The sequence below is a fragment of the Amycolatopsis sp. DSM 110486 genome, assembly GCF_019468465.1.
Taxonomy (GTDB): Bacteria; Actinomycetota; Actinomycetes; order Mycobacteriales; family Pseudonocardiaceae; genus Amycolatopsis.
In genome coordinates this window covers 4181011-4195979 of record NZ_CP080519.1, presented here as the reverse complement: position 1 = coordinate 4195979, position 14969 = coordinate 4181011, and the positions used below count along the sequence as shown (strand labels likewise).

At 69.9% G+C, this 14969-nt stretch carries 18 protein-coding genes and 1 tRNA gene; 7 read left to right on the top strand and 12 right to left on the bottom strand.

The window, feature by feature from the left end; translation table 11 throughout:
• Positions 1–92: 92 nt before the first annotated feature.
• Positions 93–803: a LysR substrate-binding domain-containing protein gene (locus tag K1T34_RS20365; protein WP_220245821.1), complete on the bottom strand. Its 711-nt coding sequence runs from the start codon at positions 801–803 to the stop codon at positions 93–95.
• Between the two features lie 37 nt (positions 804–840).
• On the opposite strand from K1T34_RS20365, the gene K1T34_RS20360 reads away from it, so the two are divergent.
• The 4 genes from K1T34_RS20360 to K1T34_RS20345 all read left to right on the top strand — a co-directional run bounded on the left by K1T34_RS20360 (position 841) and on the right by K1T34_RS20345 (position 2915).
• A complete protein-coding gene (locus K1T34_RS20360) occupies positions 841–1212 on the top strand; it encodes a DUF5997 family protein (RefSeq protein ID WP_220245820.1) in 372 nt (123 codons plus the stop codon).
• A 125-nt stretch (positions 1213–1337) separates the two neighbouring features.
• Positions 1338–2144: a metalloregulator ArsR/SmtB family transcription factor gene (locus tag K1T34_RS20355; protein ID WP_220245819.1), complete on the top strand. Its 807-nt coding sequence runs from the start codon at positions 1338–1340 to the stop codon at positions 2142–2144.
• Positions 2141–2728: a dihydrofolate reductase family protein gene (locus K1T34_RS20350; RefSeq protein ID WP_220245818.1), complete on the top strand. Its 588-nt coding sequence runs from the start codon at positions 2141–2143 to the stop codon at positions 2726–2728. Before K1T34_RS20355 ends, K1T34_RS20350 begins: the two co-directional genes overlap by 4 nt.
• Before the next feature lie 111 nt (positions 2729–2839).
• Positions 2840–2915: transfer RNA gene (locus K1T34_RS20345), tRNA-Lys, on the top strand.
• Positions 2916–3017: 102 nt separating this feature from the next.
• On the opposite strand, the gene K1T34_RS20340 is transcribed toward K1T34_RS20345, so the two are convergent.
• Complete coding sequence (locus K1T34_RS20340; protein WP_220245817.1) at positions 3018–3446, bottom strand: contact-dependent growth inhibition system immunity protein; 429 nt, start codon at positions 3444–3446, stop codon at positions 3018–3020.
• A 247-nt stretch (positions 3447–3693) separates the two neighbouring features.
• On the opposite strand from K1T34_RS20340, the gene K1T34_RS20335 reads away from it, so the two are divergent.
• Positions 3694–4962: an MFS transporter gene (locus tag K1T34_RS20335; RefSeq protein ID WP_255638611.1), complete on the top strand. Its 1269-nt coding sequence runs from the start codon at positions 3694–3696 to the stop codon at positions 4960–4962.
• Between the two features lie 46 nt (positions 4963–5008).
• Here the strand turns inward: K1T34_RS20335 and K1T34_RS20330 are convergent, their stop codons facing one another.
• The 7 genes from K1T34_RS20330 to K1T34_RS53415 all read right to left on the bottom strand — a co-directional run bounded on the left by K1T34_RS20330 (position 5009) and on the right by K1T34_RS53415 (position 10148).
• The gene (locus K1T34_RS20330; RefSeq protein ID WP_255638610.1) at positions 5009–5983 is read right to left on the bottom strand and encodes a GlxA family transcriptional regulator; all 975 of its coding nucleotides are present in this window, start codon (positions 5981–5983) and stop codon (positions 5009–5011) included.
• Positions 5980–7413: an MFS transporter gene (locus tag K1T34_RS20325; RefSeq protein WP_220245816.1), complete on the bottom strand. Its 1434-nt coding sequence runs from the start codon at positions 7411–7413 to the stop codon at positions 5980–5982. Before K1T34_RS20325 ends, K1T34_RS20330 begins: the two co-directional genes overlap by 4 nt.
• Before the next feature lie 177 nt (positions 7414–7590).
• The gene (locus K1T34_RS20320) at positions 7591–8031 is read right to left on the bottom strand and encodes a nitroreductase family deazaflavin-dependent oxidoreductase (protein WP_220245815.1); all 441 of its coding nucleotides are present in this window, start codon (positions 8029–8031) and stop codon (positions 7591–7593) included.
• A 100-nt stretch (positions 8032–8131) separates the two neighbouring features.
• Positions 8132–8734 carry a TetR/AcrR family transcriptional regulator gene (locus K1T34_RS20315; protein WP_255638609.1) on the bottom strand — a complete coding sequence of 201 codons (603 nt, stop codon included), beginning with the start codon at positions 8732–8734 and terminating at the stop codon, positions 8132–8134.
• 24 nt (positions 8735–8758) lie between these two features.
• Entirely contained in the window at positions 8759–8947 is a 189-nt protein-coding gene (locus K1T34_RS20310; RefSeq protein WP_220245814.1) for a hypothetical protein, read from the bottom strand.
• A gap of 246 nt (positions 8948–9193) precedes the next feature.
• Positions 9194–9898: a GAF and ANTAR domain-containing protein gene (locus K1T34_RS20305; protein ID WP_220245813.1), complete on the bottom strand. Its 705-nt coding sequence runs from the start codon at positions 9896–9898 to the stop codon at positions 9194–9196.
• A 115-nt stretch (positions 9899–10013) separates the two neighbouring features.
• Positions 10014–10148, bottom strand: coding sequence for a hypothetical protein (locus tag K1T34_RS53415; protein ID WP_255638608.1), 135 nt, complete (start codon positions 10146–10148; stop codon positions 10014–10016).
• A 132-nt stretch (positions 10149–10280) separates the two neighbouring features.
• Here K1T34_RS53415 and K1T34_RS53410 point away from each other — a divergent pair, with 132 nt between their 5' ends.
• The gene (locus K1T34_RS53410) at positions 10281–10997 is read left to right on the top strand and encodes a GAF and ANTAR domain-containing protein (RefSeq protein WP_255638607.1); all 717 of its coding nucleotides are present in this window, start codon (positions 10281–10283) and stop codon (positions 10995–10997) included.
• A gap of 25 nt (positions 10998–11022) precedes the next feature.
• Here K1T34_RS53410 and K1T34_RS20295 read toward each other — a convergent pair whose 3' ends face one another.
• On the bottom strand, positions 11023–11742 hold the full coding sequence (locus K1T34_RS20295; RefSeq protein WP_220245811.1) for a glutamine amidotransferase: 720 nt from the start codon (positions 11740–11742) through the stop codon (positions 11023–11025).
• On the bottom strand, positions 11739–12281 hold the full coding sequence (locus K1T34_RS20290; protein ID WP_220245810.1) for a helix-turn-helix domain-containing protein: 543 nt from the start codon (positions 12279–12281) through the stop codon (positions 11739–11741). The genes K1T34_RS20295 and K1T34_RS20290 overlap by 4 nt, the downstream gene beginning before the upstream one ends.
• Before the next feature lie 127 nt (positions 12282–12408).
• On the opposite strand from K1T34_RS20290, the gene K1T34_RS20285 reads away from it, so the two are divergent.
• Positions 12409–13839 (top strand): amidase, encoded by a 1431-nt coding sequence (locus K1T34_RS20285; protein WP_220245809.1) that lies wholly within the window; start codon positions 12409–12411, stop codon positions 13837–13839.
• Here the strand turns inward: K1T34_RS20285 and K1T34_RS20280 are convergent.
• Complete coding sequence (locus tag K1T34_RS20280; RefSeq protein WP_220245808.1) at positions 13836–14930, bottom strand: WxL protein peptidoglycan domain-containing protein; 1095 nt, start codon at positions 14928–14930, stop codon at positions 13836–13838. The two genes, K1T34_RS20285 and K1T34_RS20280, sit on opposite strands and share 4 nt — an antisense overlap.
• Between the last annotated feature and the right edge of the window lie 39 nt (positions 14931–14969).

Genomic DNA, 14969 nt, shown 5'->3' with positions numbered 1-14969 from the left:
CGGCGTTTTTGTTGATCATCTGAACGGCCGGGGTGGGCTGGCCGTTCGGCTGGGGTTCGGGGGTGAGGTTCGGCCGAATGGCCGAGGTGGGGTCAGCCGCGGCGGCGGGGTTTGCCGCGTTTGGGCGGATGCTGGGGTTTCTTGGGGCTCTTGGTTTTCGGTAGGGGCTTGGCTTTCGGCTTCGGTTCCGGCGCCTTGCCGCGGGTGCTGTTGACCGTGCGGCCGCGGACGATGCCGATGAACTGTTCCATCAGGTCGGTGGTCTCGTCTTCGAGCCAGGACAGCGCGACTTGGGATTCCGGAACGTCGGCGAGGGGCCGGTAGGTGAGGTCGCGGCGGTGGTGCAGCCGGGCGAGCGACTGCGGCACCACGAGCAGCCCGACGCCGGCGGCGACGAGCTCGATCGCGTCGGCGGTGGTGTCCGGCCGGTGCGCGGCGAGCTTGCCGGGTGGGTGGGGCCAGCCGAGCGTGTCGTCGTGGGGGTGGAGGAAGAGCTCGTCGGCGAGGTCTTGGGGCGTGACCTCGTCGGCGGCCGCGACGACGTGGTCCTTCGGCACGACGACCACGGTGGTCTCGATGTAGAGCGGGATCGCGTGCAGCCCGGTGCGGTCGATGGGCAGACGCAGGAGTGCGGCGTCGACTTCGCGGTCGTGGATCTTCGCGGTGGCTTTTTGGGGCTCGACGGGTTCCAGGATCAGCGGAACTTTGGGCAGGCGCTCCTGCCAGGTGCGGACCCACTTGCCGGGCGTCACGCCCGGGACGTAGCCGAGCGTGAACGAGGGCGGTGCGTCCGGGCCGGTCACGCAGGCCAGATTACCGACGGTGGTTACCCTGGGCGCCATGACCTCGCGCAAGACCCCTCAGACGATGAAGCCCGCCACCGCCGCGAAGAAGCTCGGCGTGTACCTGGAGGCGACCCCCTCGTCGTTCCAGGAGGGCGCCGTGTCGCGCGACGAGCTCAACACCCTGCAGACCGACCCGCCCGAATGGCTCCGCGACCTGCGGCGCAACGGCCCCCACCCGCGCCCGGTGGTGGCGGCGAAGCTGGGGATCTCCATCGGCGGCCTGTCGCGGGCGGGCTTGACCGAACCGCTGACGACGGCGGAGATCGAGGAGATCAAGGCCGCGGAGCCGGAGTGGCTGGAGCGGGAGCGGGCTACGCAGGCTGACGTGCGTCGGGAGGCTGCGAAGGTGAAGGGGTCGGAAGGCTGATTCTGGGCCTGTTCCGTCTCGGGGCTTCTGCCGGCTGATCGAATTTTCTTGGTGAACTCGCAGGCCAGAGGCCTGTTCTTGTATATTCCTTGACAAGAATATTCTGCCTGAGGAATACTTCCCTCATGAACGAGATAGCAGCAGCGTTGGGTGACGGGGCGCGGTGGCGCATCGTCGAGCTGCTGGCGGGGCGGCCGAGGTCCGTGGGGGAGCTTGCGGAGCTCACGGGGCTGCGTCAGCCGCAGACGACGAAGCACCTGCAGGCGCTCGCGAAGGTCGGGGTGGTGTCCGTGACGCCGCTCGGGCAGAGGCGGGTGTACGCGATCGACGCCGTGCCGTTGAGGGCGTTCGCGGATCGGCTGGAGATCATCCTCGACAAGGCTGCGGCGCACGCCGGCGAGCGGGACGTGCTCGAGCGGTACCGGAAGGCCGTCGAGACCGAGACGGCGGCCGCGGATCGGGAGCGGTGGGCGGACGGGCGGGAGTTCTCGTTCGAGCGCCTGGTGCCCGCGCCGCCGGACGTGGTGTGGCGGTACTGGGTGGAGCCGGAGAAACTGGCCGACTGGTGGGCGCCGCCGGCGTTCTCAGTGGTGGAGGTCGTGCTCGACCCGCACCCGCACGGCGAGGCGGTGGTCGAGTTCCGCGACGCCGAGGCCAGCTACCGGTCCGAGGGCCACGTGCAGGCAGCCACCGAGAACGAGCGGCTCGTGTTCGACCTGGCCGTGCTGGGCGAAGCGTCGTTCACGACCGAGTACGACCTGGAGCTCGACGAAGTCGCCGAAGGCACCCACCTGCGGCTCGGGCTGCGCATCACCGACACGACCGTCGAGGCGGCGCCGCACATCGCCGGCATCGCGACCGGCTGGGGCCAGGTCCTCGACAACCTCATGGACGCCATCAAGATCGACACCACCAAGGGAGCACAGAAATGACCCGCACGGTTTCCGCCAACATCAGCATCACCCTCGACGGCCGCTACAACGGCCCCGGCGGCGCCGGCGACCTCGCCGCGATCGTCCCCTACGCCATGACAGAGGTCGCCCGCAACCACCTCTCCCGCCTGCACGACGGCGCCACCACAGCCGTCCTCGGCCGACTCAACGCCGAAGGCTTCCTGGGCTTCTGGCCGACCGTCATCGACAACGAGGACGCCGACCCCCGCGACCGCGGCTACGCGAAGTGGCTGGTGGACACGGAAAAGGTCGTGCTGTCGACCACGCTCACCGAGGCGCCGTGGCCCCACGCGCGCATCGCCAACGCCCCCGCGGCCGACGTCATCACCGAACTGAAGGCCAGAGGCGAGGGCGACATCCTGGTCAACAACAGCACCACCGTGATCAAGGCACTGCTCAAAGCCGACCTCCTGGACCGCCTCTACCTCATGATCACCCCCGAAATCGCGGGCGGCGGCGAGCGCCTCTTCGACGACGGCCTGCCCGCCACGAAGTGGAAGCTGTCCCTGCACGAAACCGGCGACCTCGGCGAGATGGCGATGGTCTACGACCGGGCCCGGTGAGCCCTTGTCCATTGTGGAATCCCCGACCGGGTCCGCCCCCACCGACTAGGTGACGAGGATCAAGGCCCACCCTGCTGGTGACACGGCGGGCGCCCGCTAAACTGAGTGCGCGGGCCGCTAGCTCAGTTGGCAGAGCAGGAGACTTTTAATCTTCGGGTCCAGGGTTCGAGCCCCTGGCGGCCCACCACTTTCCGCAGGTCAGAGCCCCTGAAATACGGGACTGACGATCACCGGGGAAGCCTGCGGAGTCCGGGCGTGACCGACTCAGTGCCGCCGCGAGCCGGCAGCGTTACCTGGAGCGGAACGCGTTGATCTGCTGCCAGACGGTGTCGTGTGGCGCGTCCTGATCGCCGAGGTCGCCAAGAGCCTCGACCGTCCCGATCGCCGCTGACGCGCGGCGACGTTGGTCGGGGTGCTGCTGCCAGTACGCCTGCGGGACTTTCAGCACAGCTGTGAGCAGGTCGCCGGGATAGAAGTCGCCTTCGGCCAGCGGGTCCTGCTCCAGGTGGGTCAGCGCAACGGGGACCAGAACATCGATGCTCTCCTGCTGGAGCAGCAGCACACGGAGGTCTTCGGCGTCCATGGCACCCACCGGCTTGGTGCGTAGCCCGTAGACCGTCTTGATCAGTCGCGTCGCGTCGGCCGGCGGGTTGCCCCAGCGACGGCCTTCGATCTGCTCGAGGGTGAGCGATTCGTCAACGTCAGAACTGGTCCCCATAGCTCCTCGTGTCACCCGGCGTTTCGGATGGATCGTCGCTGTTGACCGATGGTACTTGGGTGTGGAGGCTGGATCTTCCGTTCTTTGCCGAAAGGTACGGCCTTGCCCTCGACCGCGATTCCGTGGAGCACGTTGCCGACAACGGATTTTTGTTTCTGAGGTTTCCGAAGAGTGAATGGTCGAGCTGACTGACATAGCCACATGGGAAACCTAGCGCGTGGTAGCCCGATCCCGGTAAAATAATTCGGTGTCGAGCGGGGCGAAACAGAAAATGGGTGGACTGTTCCGGCATCGCGATTTCCGGCATTTTTGGCTGGCCGACGCGATCAGCCAAGTCGGCAGCAGGGTGAGTGGCACGGCGATCTCGCTGCTGGTCGTGATCTGGCTCCACGCCTCGACGTTCGAGGTTTCGGTGTTGCGGACGCTGCAGACGTTGGCCTACTTGCTCATCGGGCTGCAGGCGGGGGCGTGGTGTGACCGGGTGCGGAACCGGCCGGTGCTGGTGGGCGCTGATCTCGGGCGGGCGGTGGCGCTGGGGTCGATTCCGGTGGCCGCGGTGTTCGGAGTGCTGACGATCTGGCAGGTGTACGCGGCGGTTTTCGTGGCGGGGGTGTTGACGGTTTTCTTCGATGTGGCGCACCAGTCGTTTCTGCCGAGGCTGGTGGCGAAAGCGGATCTGATCGAGGGAAACGCGAAGCTGAAGTTCAGCACGTCCGCGGCGGCGTTGGTGGGGCCCGGGTTGGGTGGGCTGCTGGTGCAGTGGCTGGCGGCGCCGGTCGCCGTGCTGGTCGACGCGGTCAGTTATCTGTGGTCGGCGGCGTGGTTGAGGACCGTGCGGGTGCGGGAGGTCGTCGCGCCTGAGCACCGGGAGGCGACGTTGCGGGCGCAGGTGCGGGAGGGGCTGCGACTGGTGCTGCGCCACCCGGTGTTGCGGGCGATCGCGCTGAACAACATGGTGTCGGCGTTGTTCTCCAGCGCGTACCTGGCAATTTCGACGCTGTTCCTGGTGCGTGTGATCGGGTTGTCCGCCGGGGCAGTAGGGCTGTTGGGGAGCCTTGGTCTGGTGGGGGCGTTGCTGGGGTCGGTGCTGGCCAGGCGGTTGAGCAGGAAGGTGGGCGCGGCGAGGTTGCTGGTGACGGTCGCGATGGTCGAGGGGCTGGCGTACCTCCTGGCCCCGCTGACCGGGCCCGGGTGGCAGCTGGCGTGGTACGTGGTGGCGGGCCTGTTCACGAGCACGTGCGTGATCATCGTGATCGTCGTGCAAGTGAGCTTCCAGCAGACGCTGTGCCCGGATCACCTGCTCGGCCGCATGAACGCCACGATGAACTTCCTCTACTGGGGCGCCGCGCCCATCGGCAGCCTGCTCGCCGGCGTGCTCGCGACCGGCATCGGGTTGCGCCCGATGCTGTGGGTGGCGGGCGGCGGGATGCTGCTCGCCGCGGTGCCGCTGCTCGCGTCGCCGCTGCGGAGGATGGTCGACCTGCCCGCGGGTGAGGACGAGCCCGTGGGCCGGTGAGTGATGACCTCGGCACGATCAGGCAAGACCGCCCCCAACGATCAGCTCAGACACCGGTGCTGTTGAACCGCTCGCGGAAGGCCGTGGGGGTCACGCCGAACTCGCGGGCGAAGGCGCGGCGCAAGGACGCCGGCGAGCCGAAGCCGACCTGGCGCGCGATGGTGGCGATGGCGTCGTCGCAAGATTCGAGGCGGGATTTGGCGGCTTCGACGCGGACCTGTTCGACGTAGCGGGCCGGGGTGGTGTTCAGCTCGTCGCGGAAGAGGCGGTTGAGGTGGCGGACGCTGAGGCCGGCCGTGCGGGCCATGCCGGCCAGCGAGTGGGACGCCGCGGGGTTGGCGGTGATGGTGTCGAGGAGTTTGCGCAGCGGCTCGTGCCGCGGGTGGGTGGTGCTCGTGCGGACGCTGAACTGCGACTGCCCGCCCGGGCGCTGCATGAACACGACCATGTCCTTCGCCGCGGCGCGCGCGACGTCGGCGCCGAACTGGCGCTCCACCAAGGCGAGCGTCAGGTCGATGCCGGCGCTGACGCCCGCCGATGTCACAACCTTGCCGTCCCAGACGAAGAGCGCGTCGGGCTCGACCGTCGTCGTCGGGAAGCGCGTGGCGAGCTCGCCGGTGAAGCGCCAGTGCGTGGTGGCGCGCCGGCCGTCGAGCAGGCCCGCGGCGCCGAGGAGAAAGGCGCCGGCGCAGATGGACGCGACGCAGCCCGCCCGGGCAGCGAGGTCTCGCACCGCGTCGACCATGGGCGGTTCGAGGACGGTCGACGCCCAGTCCGCGCCGCCGGCGACGAGGAGGACGTCGCAGGCGCCGGTGACGTCGGCGATGCGGCCGTCGACCGCGAGGGCGGTGCCGTTGGAAGTCGCCGCGGGGCGGCCGTCGGGTGAGACGACGGTGATGTCGTAGCGCGCGCCGAAGTCGTTGGCGGTGGTGAGGACTTCCAGCGGCCCGGTGAGGTCGAGCAGCCGGACGCCGTCGTAGGCCAGCACCACGACCCGGCGCGCACCGTTCGACGGGCTCACCCGCCACCTCCGTTCAGGGTCGGTTTCGATGCTAGCCGCGGCTTCGGCAGGAAGACGGCCGCGACCAGCGCGGTGAAGGCCATCAGGCCGGCGGTGACGGCGAAGCTCAGCGCGTAGCCACCGGCGGCGGCGTGAGCGCTGTCGGCCCCGGACGAAAGCAGCGAACGGGTGTGCGCGTCACCGACGGCGACCAGCGTGGCCAGGCCCAGGGCCATGCCGATCTGCTGTGAAGTGTTGTTGATGCCGCTGGCCGTGCCTGCGTCGGCGCCCGTGGTGCCGTCGACGCTGGCGATCATCCCCGAGATCACCGCGAAGCCGGCGCCGAGCGGGAAGAGCAGCATCCCGATGAGGACGTCACGCACGTAGGAACCGCCGACGTCCACGCCCGCGAACATCACGAACGCGGCGGTGAGCAGCAGCAAGCCGAGCACCATGACGGCGCGTTGCCCGATGCGCGGGATGAGGCGGGCCGTGAGCCAGCCGGTGAGCATGAACAGCGGGCCGATCGGCAGGAACGACAACCCGGAGTACAGGGCGTTCAGGCCGGCGACCTGTTGCAGGTACAGCGCCATCGTGAAGAACAGCACGCCCATGGCCGCGCTGAACGTCAGCAGCACGAGGTTGCCGATCGCGCGGCGGCGCGACAGCAGGAAACCCAGTGGCACCAACGGGTTGCTCGCCTTGGACTGCCACCAGCCGAACGCGAGGACCAGCACGACACCCACCACCGCGGCCCACCGGCCGGCGGAGGCGAGGAGGCCGTAGACGACCAGTGTGAGACCCACGGTCGCGAGCACGGCGCCCGCGATGTCGGGGCGGCCGCGGCGCGGGCTCCGGCTTTCCGGCACCAACGCGGGCGCGCACACGAACGCGACCACCGCGATCGGCAGGTTCACGAAAAACACCCAGCGCCACGACAAGTACGTGACCAGCACCCCGCCCAGCACCGCACCGAGCGCGGCGCCCAAGCCGCGCAGCACGCCCCACGTCGACAAGGCGCGGGCGCGTTCGGCGGGTTCGGTGAACAGCACCGTGACCAGCGACAACGCGGCGGGCGCCACCAGCGCGCCGCCCACGCCCTGCAGCACGCGGCTGATGACCAGCATCGCGGGCGTCACCGCCACGCCGCCGATCGCCGACGCCACCGCGAACAACGCGAGCCCGGCCAGGAACACGCGGCGCCGCCCGAGCGTGTCGGCGATCCGCCCGCCCAGCAGCAGGAGGCCGCCGAACGGGAGCGTGTAGCCGTTGACCACCCAGGAAAGCCCGACGTGGGAGAAGGCGAGGTCGTGCTGGATCGGGGCGAGCGCGACGTTGACGACGGTGGTGTCCAGCAACAACATCAGTTGCGCCACGGCGAGGACGATCAGCCCCCACCACCGCTTCCGGTCGACAGCGGGGGACGCGATGCTGGGCAACGCTGAGGACATCGAAGGCACTCCCAAGACACTCCACGGGCCGGCGCTGATCGCCGGCCCGTGAGTTCCAACCGCCGCCGCTGCCCGGGCGATGGTCCAGAACGTGCCGTGCGACGGGCAGTTCCGGCCACCAACGCAAAACGCCGCGGCGGGCCCGGGACAGGGGCCTCGCCGCGGCGTCGAGGGAGCTCAGGCCTCGATCGGGCTGAGAACGAAGATCGGCATCTTGCGGGTGGTCTTGGTCTGGTAGTCGGCGTAGTCGGGCCACACCTCGACGGCGCGGTCGAACCAGGTGGCGTACTCGGCGTCGTGGACTTCGCGGGCCTCGTAGTCCTTCTTGACGGCGCCGTCCTGGAGCTCGACGTGGGAGTTCGCGACGACGTTGTAGTACCAGACCGGGTTCTTCGGCGCGCCGCCGAGCGAGGCGACCACGGCGTACTCGCCGTCGTGCTCGACGCGCATCAGCGGGGTCTTGCGGAGCTTCCCGGTCTTGGCGCCCACCGAGGTCAGCACGATGACGGGCTTGCCCTGATTGTCCGTGCCGTCCTGACCACCGGACTTCTCGATCAGCTCCGCCTGGTCACGGCTGAAGTCGAAGGGGCTCGGCTCGTATTCGCCGGTCAGCGGCATGTCCGCACCTTTCGTGTCGGGGCCTCGACCTGAGACCCATAAACGGACTATACCCCGCTTTGGTCGGCAGACGTGACGGCGGCAACACCCACGGCGAAGATCAGCCGCAGACACGTTCGATCAGGGTTTTCCAGCCGGCCGCGAGGTCCCGCGGCATCGTGGCGGGGGCGGCGCCGTCCGGAGCGCGCAAGTACAGCAGGAGCGGGCCTTCCAGCGCGGCCGTCAGCTGCAGGGCCAGCGCGCGAATCCCCGGGACGTCGGGGCAGGCCTCGCGCAGCAGCATCTGCACGTGGAACAGCGACGGGCTCGAGCCGACCGGGATCGGCTGGCTCGGATCGAGCGCCGCACGGGCCACCGCCGTGCGTTCGATGAGGAACTCCATGCGCGCGTGCCCGAAGGCGACGAGGCGTTCGACGGCCGGCGCACCGGGGCCCAGCGGGGGCGGGCCGTTGAGGATCCGCTCCTGGAACGCTGCCTCCTCCACGTCGAGCAGCGCGAAGAAGATGCCCGCGCGCGTGCCGAAGCGGCGGAAGACGGTGCCCTTGCCCAGGCCGGCGCGTTCGGCGAGACCGTCCATCGTGACCTTGTCGGCGCCGAGTTCGTCGACCATCGCCCGCGCGACCTCGATCAGGTGCGCGCGGTTGCGGGCCGCGTCGGCGCGCTCCTCGCGCGGGCCGCCCAGGGGGATCGCGATGGGTTCCACGAGCGGCACGCTACCCGTCGCAGGTCACCGCACGATGGACGTCGCGAGATCCCACAGGTGTTCGGAATTGGCCGGGTCCAGTGCGTACGCGGCGACGCCGGGGACACCGAACTCGGTGGGGCGCGAAGGGACCACCGGTGCCTGGTTGACGTCCTCGAAGTAGCGGCCGGCCGATCGCCTCGACCAGCGGTGACGCGGCCAAAGCCGGCGCACGGGTCGGTGTCGTCGTCCGTGGTCGAGCGGTCGGAGTGCCGTGCGAACAATGCCTGATGCCGAGCACAAGAGGCTGCTGTCCCCCGGGTACGGGAACCGGACCCTCGTCACCCACCACGCCGAGCCAGGCAGGACCCCAGGCAGCAACCCCAAGTGACTCCGAGGAGCGGTTGCGGCTTCTGGCTACTTTGGACAGTCCGGTCGACCGCGTGGCACCGGTTTCGCCGGCCGCCGCGGCGGCGTGAGTCAGCGGTCGGACACCGTCGTCACGAAGCGCATCGCGATGTCGCGGAGTTTGGTGTTGGTCGTCTGAGATTCGACGACGAGGCGCTGCATCGCATCGTCCGCGCCGATGCGGTGGATGGCCATGAGCATGCCCTTGGCCTGCTCGATCACGGCGCGCGTCTGCATGGCGTGTTCGAGCTGCTCGGCGCGGGCGCGCGCGTCGCGGTAGCGGTGGTGCGTGCGCAGGCCGAAGGCGACCATCGTGACGTAGACCTTGAGCAGCTGGCCGTCCAGCTCGCGGAAGCCGTGGTCGCCGAAGCCGAAGAGGTTGAGCGCGCCGGAGAGCTCGTCGTCGACGCGCAGGGGGGCCGCGAGGTAGCTGCCGATGCCGAGCTCGGCGGCGACGTCGGTGAACTCGGGCCAGCGACGGTCCGCGGCGGGCAGCGAGAGGCGCACGATCTCGCCGGTTTCGGCGGCCTGCAGGCAGGGGCCTTCGCCGGCGGCGTACTGCGCGGCGTCGACCTGTTCGGCGCGGGGATCGGTGGTCGCGGCCGTTTCGCCCTTTCCCGAGCGGATCACGGTCACGCTCGCCAGGTCGGCGTCGGGAACCGCGCGCACGGCTTCGGCGCAGATCACCTCGAAGAGAACGGGTTCGAGCCGGTCGTCCTCGAGCGCCCGGGTGAGGCCGCGCATGGCCTCGGCGAGCTCGTCGAGCTCTTCCGACATTTTCGTCTCCTCATCCACTCCGCCAGTCTCCTGTCGTACGCGTGCGGGCGAGCTGGGTGACGGATTGGGTTGCGCCGAGCGCCTCCGGGAGAGACCGCTGACAATTTCGGCCGGGTCAGTCCCAGTCCGGATCGGAGCGACCGCGCGCGTCGGCGTCGACCGCTTCGCGCAGAGCCGACCGCGACTGCCCGCGCGCGAGCATCCCTCGTGCGGCGGTGTCGCACGGCGCTGTGCCGTCCTGGGCGGTCATACCTCCAACGGTCCTCCTGAAACCGGCCGAGCGCCACCTCGGCAACGCCGTGAGCTCGGCGAGGGTCGGCGGGGTGCGCCAAAATGGGGACAGGCCGGGCTGACCCGGGTGGCGAGGGCGGAGGTTGGAGCCGTGGACGAGCAACGCCGGGAACGGCTGTGGCAGCTCGTCGCCGCGTTGATCGAACACGCCGGTGAGCGGCCGCAATGGGTGCGTGCGGTGTGCGAAGTGGCCGTGGGCGAGGTCAACACGGACGCGGCCGTGATCTCCGTGCGCACGGCCGGGCGGGCGCAGGACCTCGTCGCGGCCAGCGGCGACTGGGCCGAATCGCTGGAAGAACTGCAGTACACGGTCGGCGACGGGCCCGCGGTCGAGGCGTTCACCACCGGCGAGCCGGTGCTCGTCGACGACCTGACGTCGGGCGAGGGGCGCTGGCCGGGCTTCGCCGACGGCGCGGCGGAGACGGCTGCGGCCGCCGCGTTCGCGTTCCCACTGCAGACCGGCGCCGCGCGGCTGGGCACGCTCGGGCTGTACCGGCACCGGCCCGGACCCCTGTCGCCCGAAGAGCTGGCGAACGCGCTGACGCTGGCCGACCTGTCGACCACGGCGTTGCTGGCGGACAGCTCGGGCGCGATCAGTCCCGTCGCGAACTGGGCCCGCGAAGACGTTCCGGGGCACTACGACGACGTCCACATCGCCACGGGGATGCTCGCGACGCAGCTCCAGATCAGTCTCGCCGACGCGCTGCTGCGCCTGCGAGCACACGCGTTCAGCCGGCACCTGCCGCTGATCGGGGTGGCACGCGCGGTGCTCAACCGGGAGCTTCGCCTCGACTCCTTCACCGACTGACGGGCGGCGGTCATCGGGGCGGACCTCAAGCGGACGCGGAGAGCACCTGTTCGGCTTCGTCGAGCCACATCGTGAAGACCGTTTGCGCCGCGCGGGCCAGGGTTGGGCCGTGGGTGGCGGCGTCGGCGCGGAGGGTGTGGGGATCGACGCCGGCGGTGGTGAGTTCGAAGGTGTGGCCGATGAGCCAGGGTTCGAGGCGCGTGCGGTCGGCTTCGAGGTGGAACTGGAGGGCGAGGGTGCCCGGGGCGGGGCTGAAGGCCTGGTGGGGAAAGCCCGGGGTTTCGGCCAGGGTCGTCGAGCCGGCCGGGATGGCGAACTGGTCGCCGTGCCAGTGGAGGACGGGGACACCGTCCAAAGGGGACAGCACCGAGTCGCGGCCGGCGGGCGTCAAGCCCAGCGGGGAGTAGCCGATTTCCTTCTTGCCGGTCGGCGTGACGTCGGCGCCGAGGGCCGCGGCGATGAGCTGGGCGCCGAGGCAGATGCCCAGGGTGGGGCGGCCGGTCGAGAGCCGCGTGGCGATCGAGGTGAGTTCGTCCGGCAGGAACGGGTACAACGCGGTGTCGCCGACGCCGATGGGGCCGCCGAGGACGACCACGACATCCGGGGCGGACAGCAACTCCGGCGTGATCGGGTCGACGCCGGCTTCGAGGTAGACGACGGTGTAGCCGCGGGCGAGCAGCAGCGGCGACAGGAGACCGAGGTCCTCGAAAGCCACGTGCCGAACCGCCAACGCGCGCTTGGTCACGCTCGCTCCTCCGGCGCCCCGATCACCACGAGCACCTCCGCGGGCTCGGGGCTGATCGACTTGACGTAGTGGGGAATCCCGCCGCGGAAGTACACCGAGTCGCCGGCGGACAGGCGTTCCGTGCGGTCCGGGAAGCGCATCTCGATCTCGCCGGAGCGGACCAGGATCAGCTCGTCGCCGGAATGGGCGCGGTAGAGGCACTCGACCTCGGTGGTCGGCGGGTAGATGAGGAACGGCAGCATCTGCTTGCCGACCACGCCGCCGGCGAGGTGCACGAAGCTCGAACCGGAGTCGGGGACAGTCGGATCCGCAGCGGTGCCGACTCGGCGGACTTCGAGGTTGGCGCTGTCCTGCGCGTCGCCGAAGAGCTGGGTGACGTCGACGCCCAGTGCCTCCGCGAGGCCGATCGCCACGGCGATGGAGGGCGTGCTGTTCCCTCGCTCCACTTTGGACAGATACGACTTGGTGAGGCCCGTCCGGCGGGCGAGCTCGTCGAGCGTCCAGCCGCGTTCCTGGCGCAGCATCCGCAGGGTCCTCACGTTTCGCAGCCTCTCACCCGGTCATTGTCTCATAATGACACACCGTTGACGATATGACACCTTGTGTCATGGCGCCGGTTGTCCTACCTTCGAACAAGCCCACCAGCCGAACAGGAAGGGCACCGCGATGAGCAGCCCCGCCGCTGTTGACGAGTCCCTCTGTTACCTGCCCGCCGAAGAAGCCCTGCGCCGGTTCAAGGATCGCACCCTCGCGCCCAGCGAGCTCATGGCCGCCGTGATCGACCGCTGCGAAGAGGTCAACCCGCACGTCAACGCGATCACCAACCGGTTCTACGACCAAGCCCGGCAGCAGGCGGCCGACGCCGACCAGCGCTACCGCGACGGAACCGCGCGCCCGCTCGAGGGAATTCCCTTCGCCGTGAAGGAACTGCACCCCGTGAAGGGCGTGACGACGTCGTGGGGCTCCAAGATCTTCGAAGGCGTTGAGGCCGACCACACGCTGCCGGCCATGCAGCGCATGTTCGACGCCGGCGCCATCATGCACATCCGCACCACCACGCCGGAGTTCGCCCACGCCGGCCACTGCCACAGCCCGCTTTACGGCATCACCCGCAACCCGTGGAACCTCGACTTCAGCAGCGGCGGCTCGTCGGGCGGGTCGTCCGTCGCCGTCGCGACCGGCATGGCCCTGCTGGCCGGAGGCGACGACGGTGGTGGTTCGCTGCGCATGCCCGCGTCGTCGTGCGGGATCGTCGGGTACAAGGCGCCGTTCGGACGCAACCCCTCGGCGCTGCTGGACACGATGTTCGAGGCCATCGTGCACGTCGGCGTGCTCGGCCGGACGGTCGGCGACGTCGCGCTCGCGCAGAACGTGGTCTCCGGCCAGCACCCGGACGACATCACGACGCTGCGCGAGCGCGTGACGATTCCCGCTGGTCCCGGCTCTGTGGCGGGCCTGCGGATCGCGTACTCGCCGGACCTGGGTTACGTCGAGGTCGACACCGAGGTAGCGCGGAAAACGGAGGAAGCCGTCGCGAAGCTGGCCGAGGCCGGTGCCGTGGTGGAGCAGGTGGATCTCGGCTGGAACGAAAGCACCTACGACGCCTGGGTCACGCACTGGCAGGGGCTGTTCGCGGCGATCGCCGGGGACCACGTCCCGCAGTGGCAGTACAAAATGGACCCGTTCGTGCGCCACCTCATCCTGCAGGGCCGGCAGCTCGACCACGTGCGGGTGAAGAAGACGGAGCTCGTGCGCACGGAAATGTGGACGAAGCTGTCAGCCGTGTTCGCGGACTACGACCTGATGGTGTGCCCGACCCAAGCCGTGCCCGCGCCGGCCGCGAACCACCAGAACGACGACAAGTCCTTCACCGTCAACGGAAAACCGGTCGACGCGTACCTCGCGTGGGCGCTGACCTACCCGTTCAACCTGCTGAGCCAGCTCCCAGTGCTCACCGTGCCGTCGGGCGTCAGCTCGTCGGGGGTGCCGACGGGGCTGCAGATCGTCGGCAAGCCGTACCACGACGAGGCGGTGTTCTCGGCGGCGAAGGCGTTCGAGGCCGTCGCGCCGTGGGCGCAGCGGCACCCGAACCTTTAGGACACAGCGGTTTCGGACTCGGCGGTTTCGGACTCGGCCTTCTTGGATTCAGCACTGTCGGGCGTCACGGTTTCGGGTGTTTCAGAGGGGAGCTCAGCCGGGCTCCCGTCGTCGCCCACTCGGCGCTTGCGCAGCCGCCGAACCACGAAAACAACAACGAGCACCAGCAAAACCAGCACGACCAGCAACGTCCACGGAACCGCCCAGCCACCGGCCGAGCCCGTCACCACGGCGAGCGGCGCGACGGAGCCGGACGCGTCCGGGAGCAGCGGCGTGATCGAGACGTCGGCGGCCACGCGCACCCCCGGAACCACACCGTGGACGGGCACCGAAACCTGCCACGTCTCCCCCCGCAGTAGCTGCGGCGAGTCCGGAATCGCGGCGGCCGGGGTGGTCCAGGCGCCGAACAAGCTGGAGACCGACGCGCTCTGCCGCGCGGCGGCGATGGCGTTGCCGGTGTTGTGCAGGGTGTAGGACAGCGTGGCGTCACCCGTGCCGAACGGGTTCGCCGTGCCCGAGTAGTCGACGTGCGCGTCCTCGACGGACAGCGCGGGCGCCAGGTCACCGCCCACGCGCAGGCGGATGCGGATGCCGAGGCGGCGCTCGACAGTGCCCTGCTGCACCGACGTGACGATCCCGCCCAGGAAGTCACCGGCCTTGGTGCCGGCGGGAACGGCGACCGTGAAGGGCACGTCGGCCGATTCGCCGGGCCCCAGCTTCAGGTGGTCGCTCGCCGCGCGCGCCCACGCGCCGACGCCGACCGACTTCTTGTCGTGCGCGAGGAGGTCGACCTGCCCGTCGGGCCGGGTGAACGCGTCCGCTGTGTACACGGCCAGCTCCAGCGGCGCGGTGCCGTTGTTGACGACCTTGAGGCCGTCGTGCACCTGCTCCCCCGCCTGGGCGGTGTAGCTGTAGTTGACGCGGTCGGCACCGAACTCGTTGTCCGCGGTGCTGACGGCCCAGGGCGCGGTGTCCTGAGAAGCCGTGTCCTGAGAAGCGGTGTCCTGCGCGGCGGCCGGCAGCGCCGTGGTGGCGGCGAACCCGGCGGCGAGCAGCACGGCGGCGAGCGCGCGGGTGAGCGTGGAACGCATGTGCAGTCCTCGGGCAGGTGGGCAGAACGGAGTGGGCGG

Excerpts from the sequence above, each read along its gene's own strand:
- K1T34_RS20360 (WP_220245820.1), top strand. The coding sequence starts at position 841 with ATGACCTCGCGCAAGACCCCTCAGACGATGAAGCCCGCCACCGCCGCG.
- K1T34_RS20355 (WP_220245819.1), top strand. The coding sequence starts at position 1,338 with ATGAACGAGATAGCAGCAGCGTTGGGTGACGGGGCGCGGTGGCGCATC.
- K1T34_RS20350 (WP_220245818.1), top strand. The coding sequence starts at position 2,141 with ATGACCCGCACGGTTTCCGCCAACATCAGCATCACCCTCGACGGCCGC.
- K1T34_RS20340 (WP_220245817.1), bottom strand. The coding sequence starts at position 3,446 with ATGGGGACCAGTTCTGACGTTGACGAATCGCTCACCCTCGAGCAGATC.
- K1T34_RS20325 (WP_220245816.1), bottom strand. The coding sequence starts at position 7,413 with ATGTCCTCAGCGTTGCCCAGCATCGCGTCCCCCGCTGTCGACCGGAAG.
- K1T34_RS20320 (WP_220245815.1), bottom strand. The coding sequence starts at position 8,031 with ATGCCGCTGACCGGCGAATACGAGCCGAGCCCCTTCGACTTCAGCCGT.
- K1T34_RS20305 (WP_220245813.1), bottom strand. The coding sequence starts at position 9,898 with ATGTCGGAAGAGCTCGACGAGCTCGCCGAGGCCATGCGCGGCCTCACC.
- K1T34_RS53415 (WP_255638608.1), bottom strand. The coding sequence starts at position 10,148 with ATGACCGCCCAGGACGGCACAGCGCCGTGCGACACCGCCGCACGAGGG.
- K1T34_RS20285 (WP_220245809.1), top strand. The coding sequence starts at position 12,409 with ATGAGCAGCCCCGCCGCTGTTGACGAGTCCCTCTGTTACCTGCCCGCC.
- K1T34_RS20280 (WP_220245808.1), bottom strand. The coding sequence starts at position 14,930 with ATGCGTTCCACGCTCACCCGCGCGCTCGCCGCCGTGCTGCTCGCCGCC.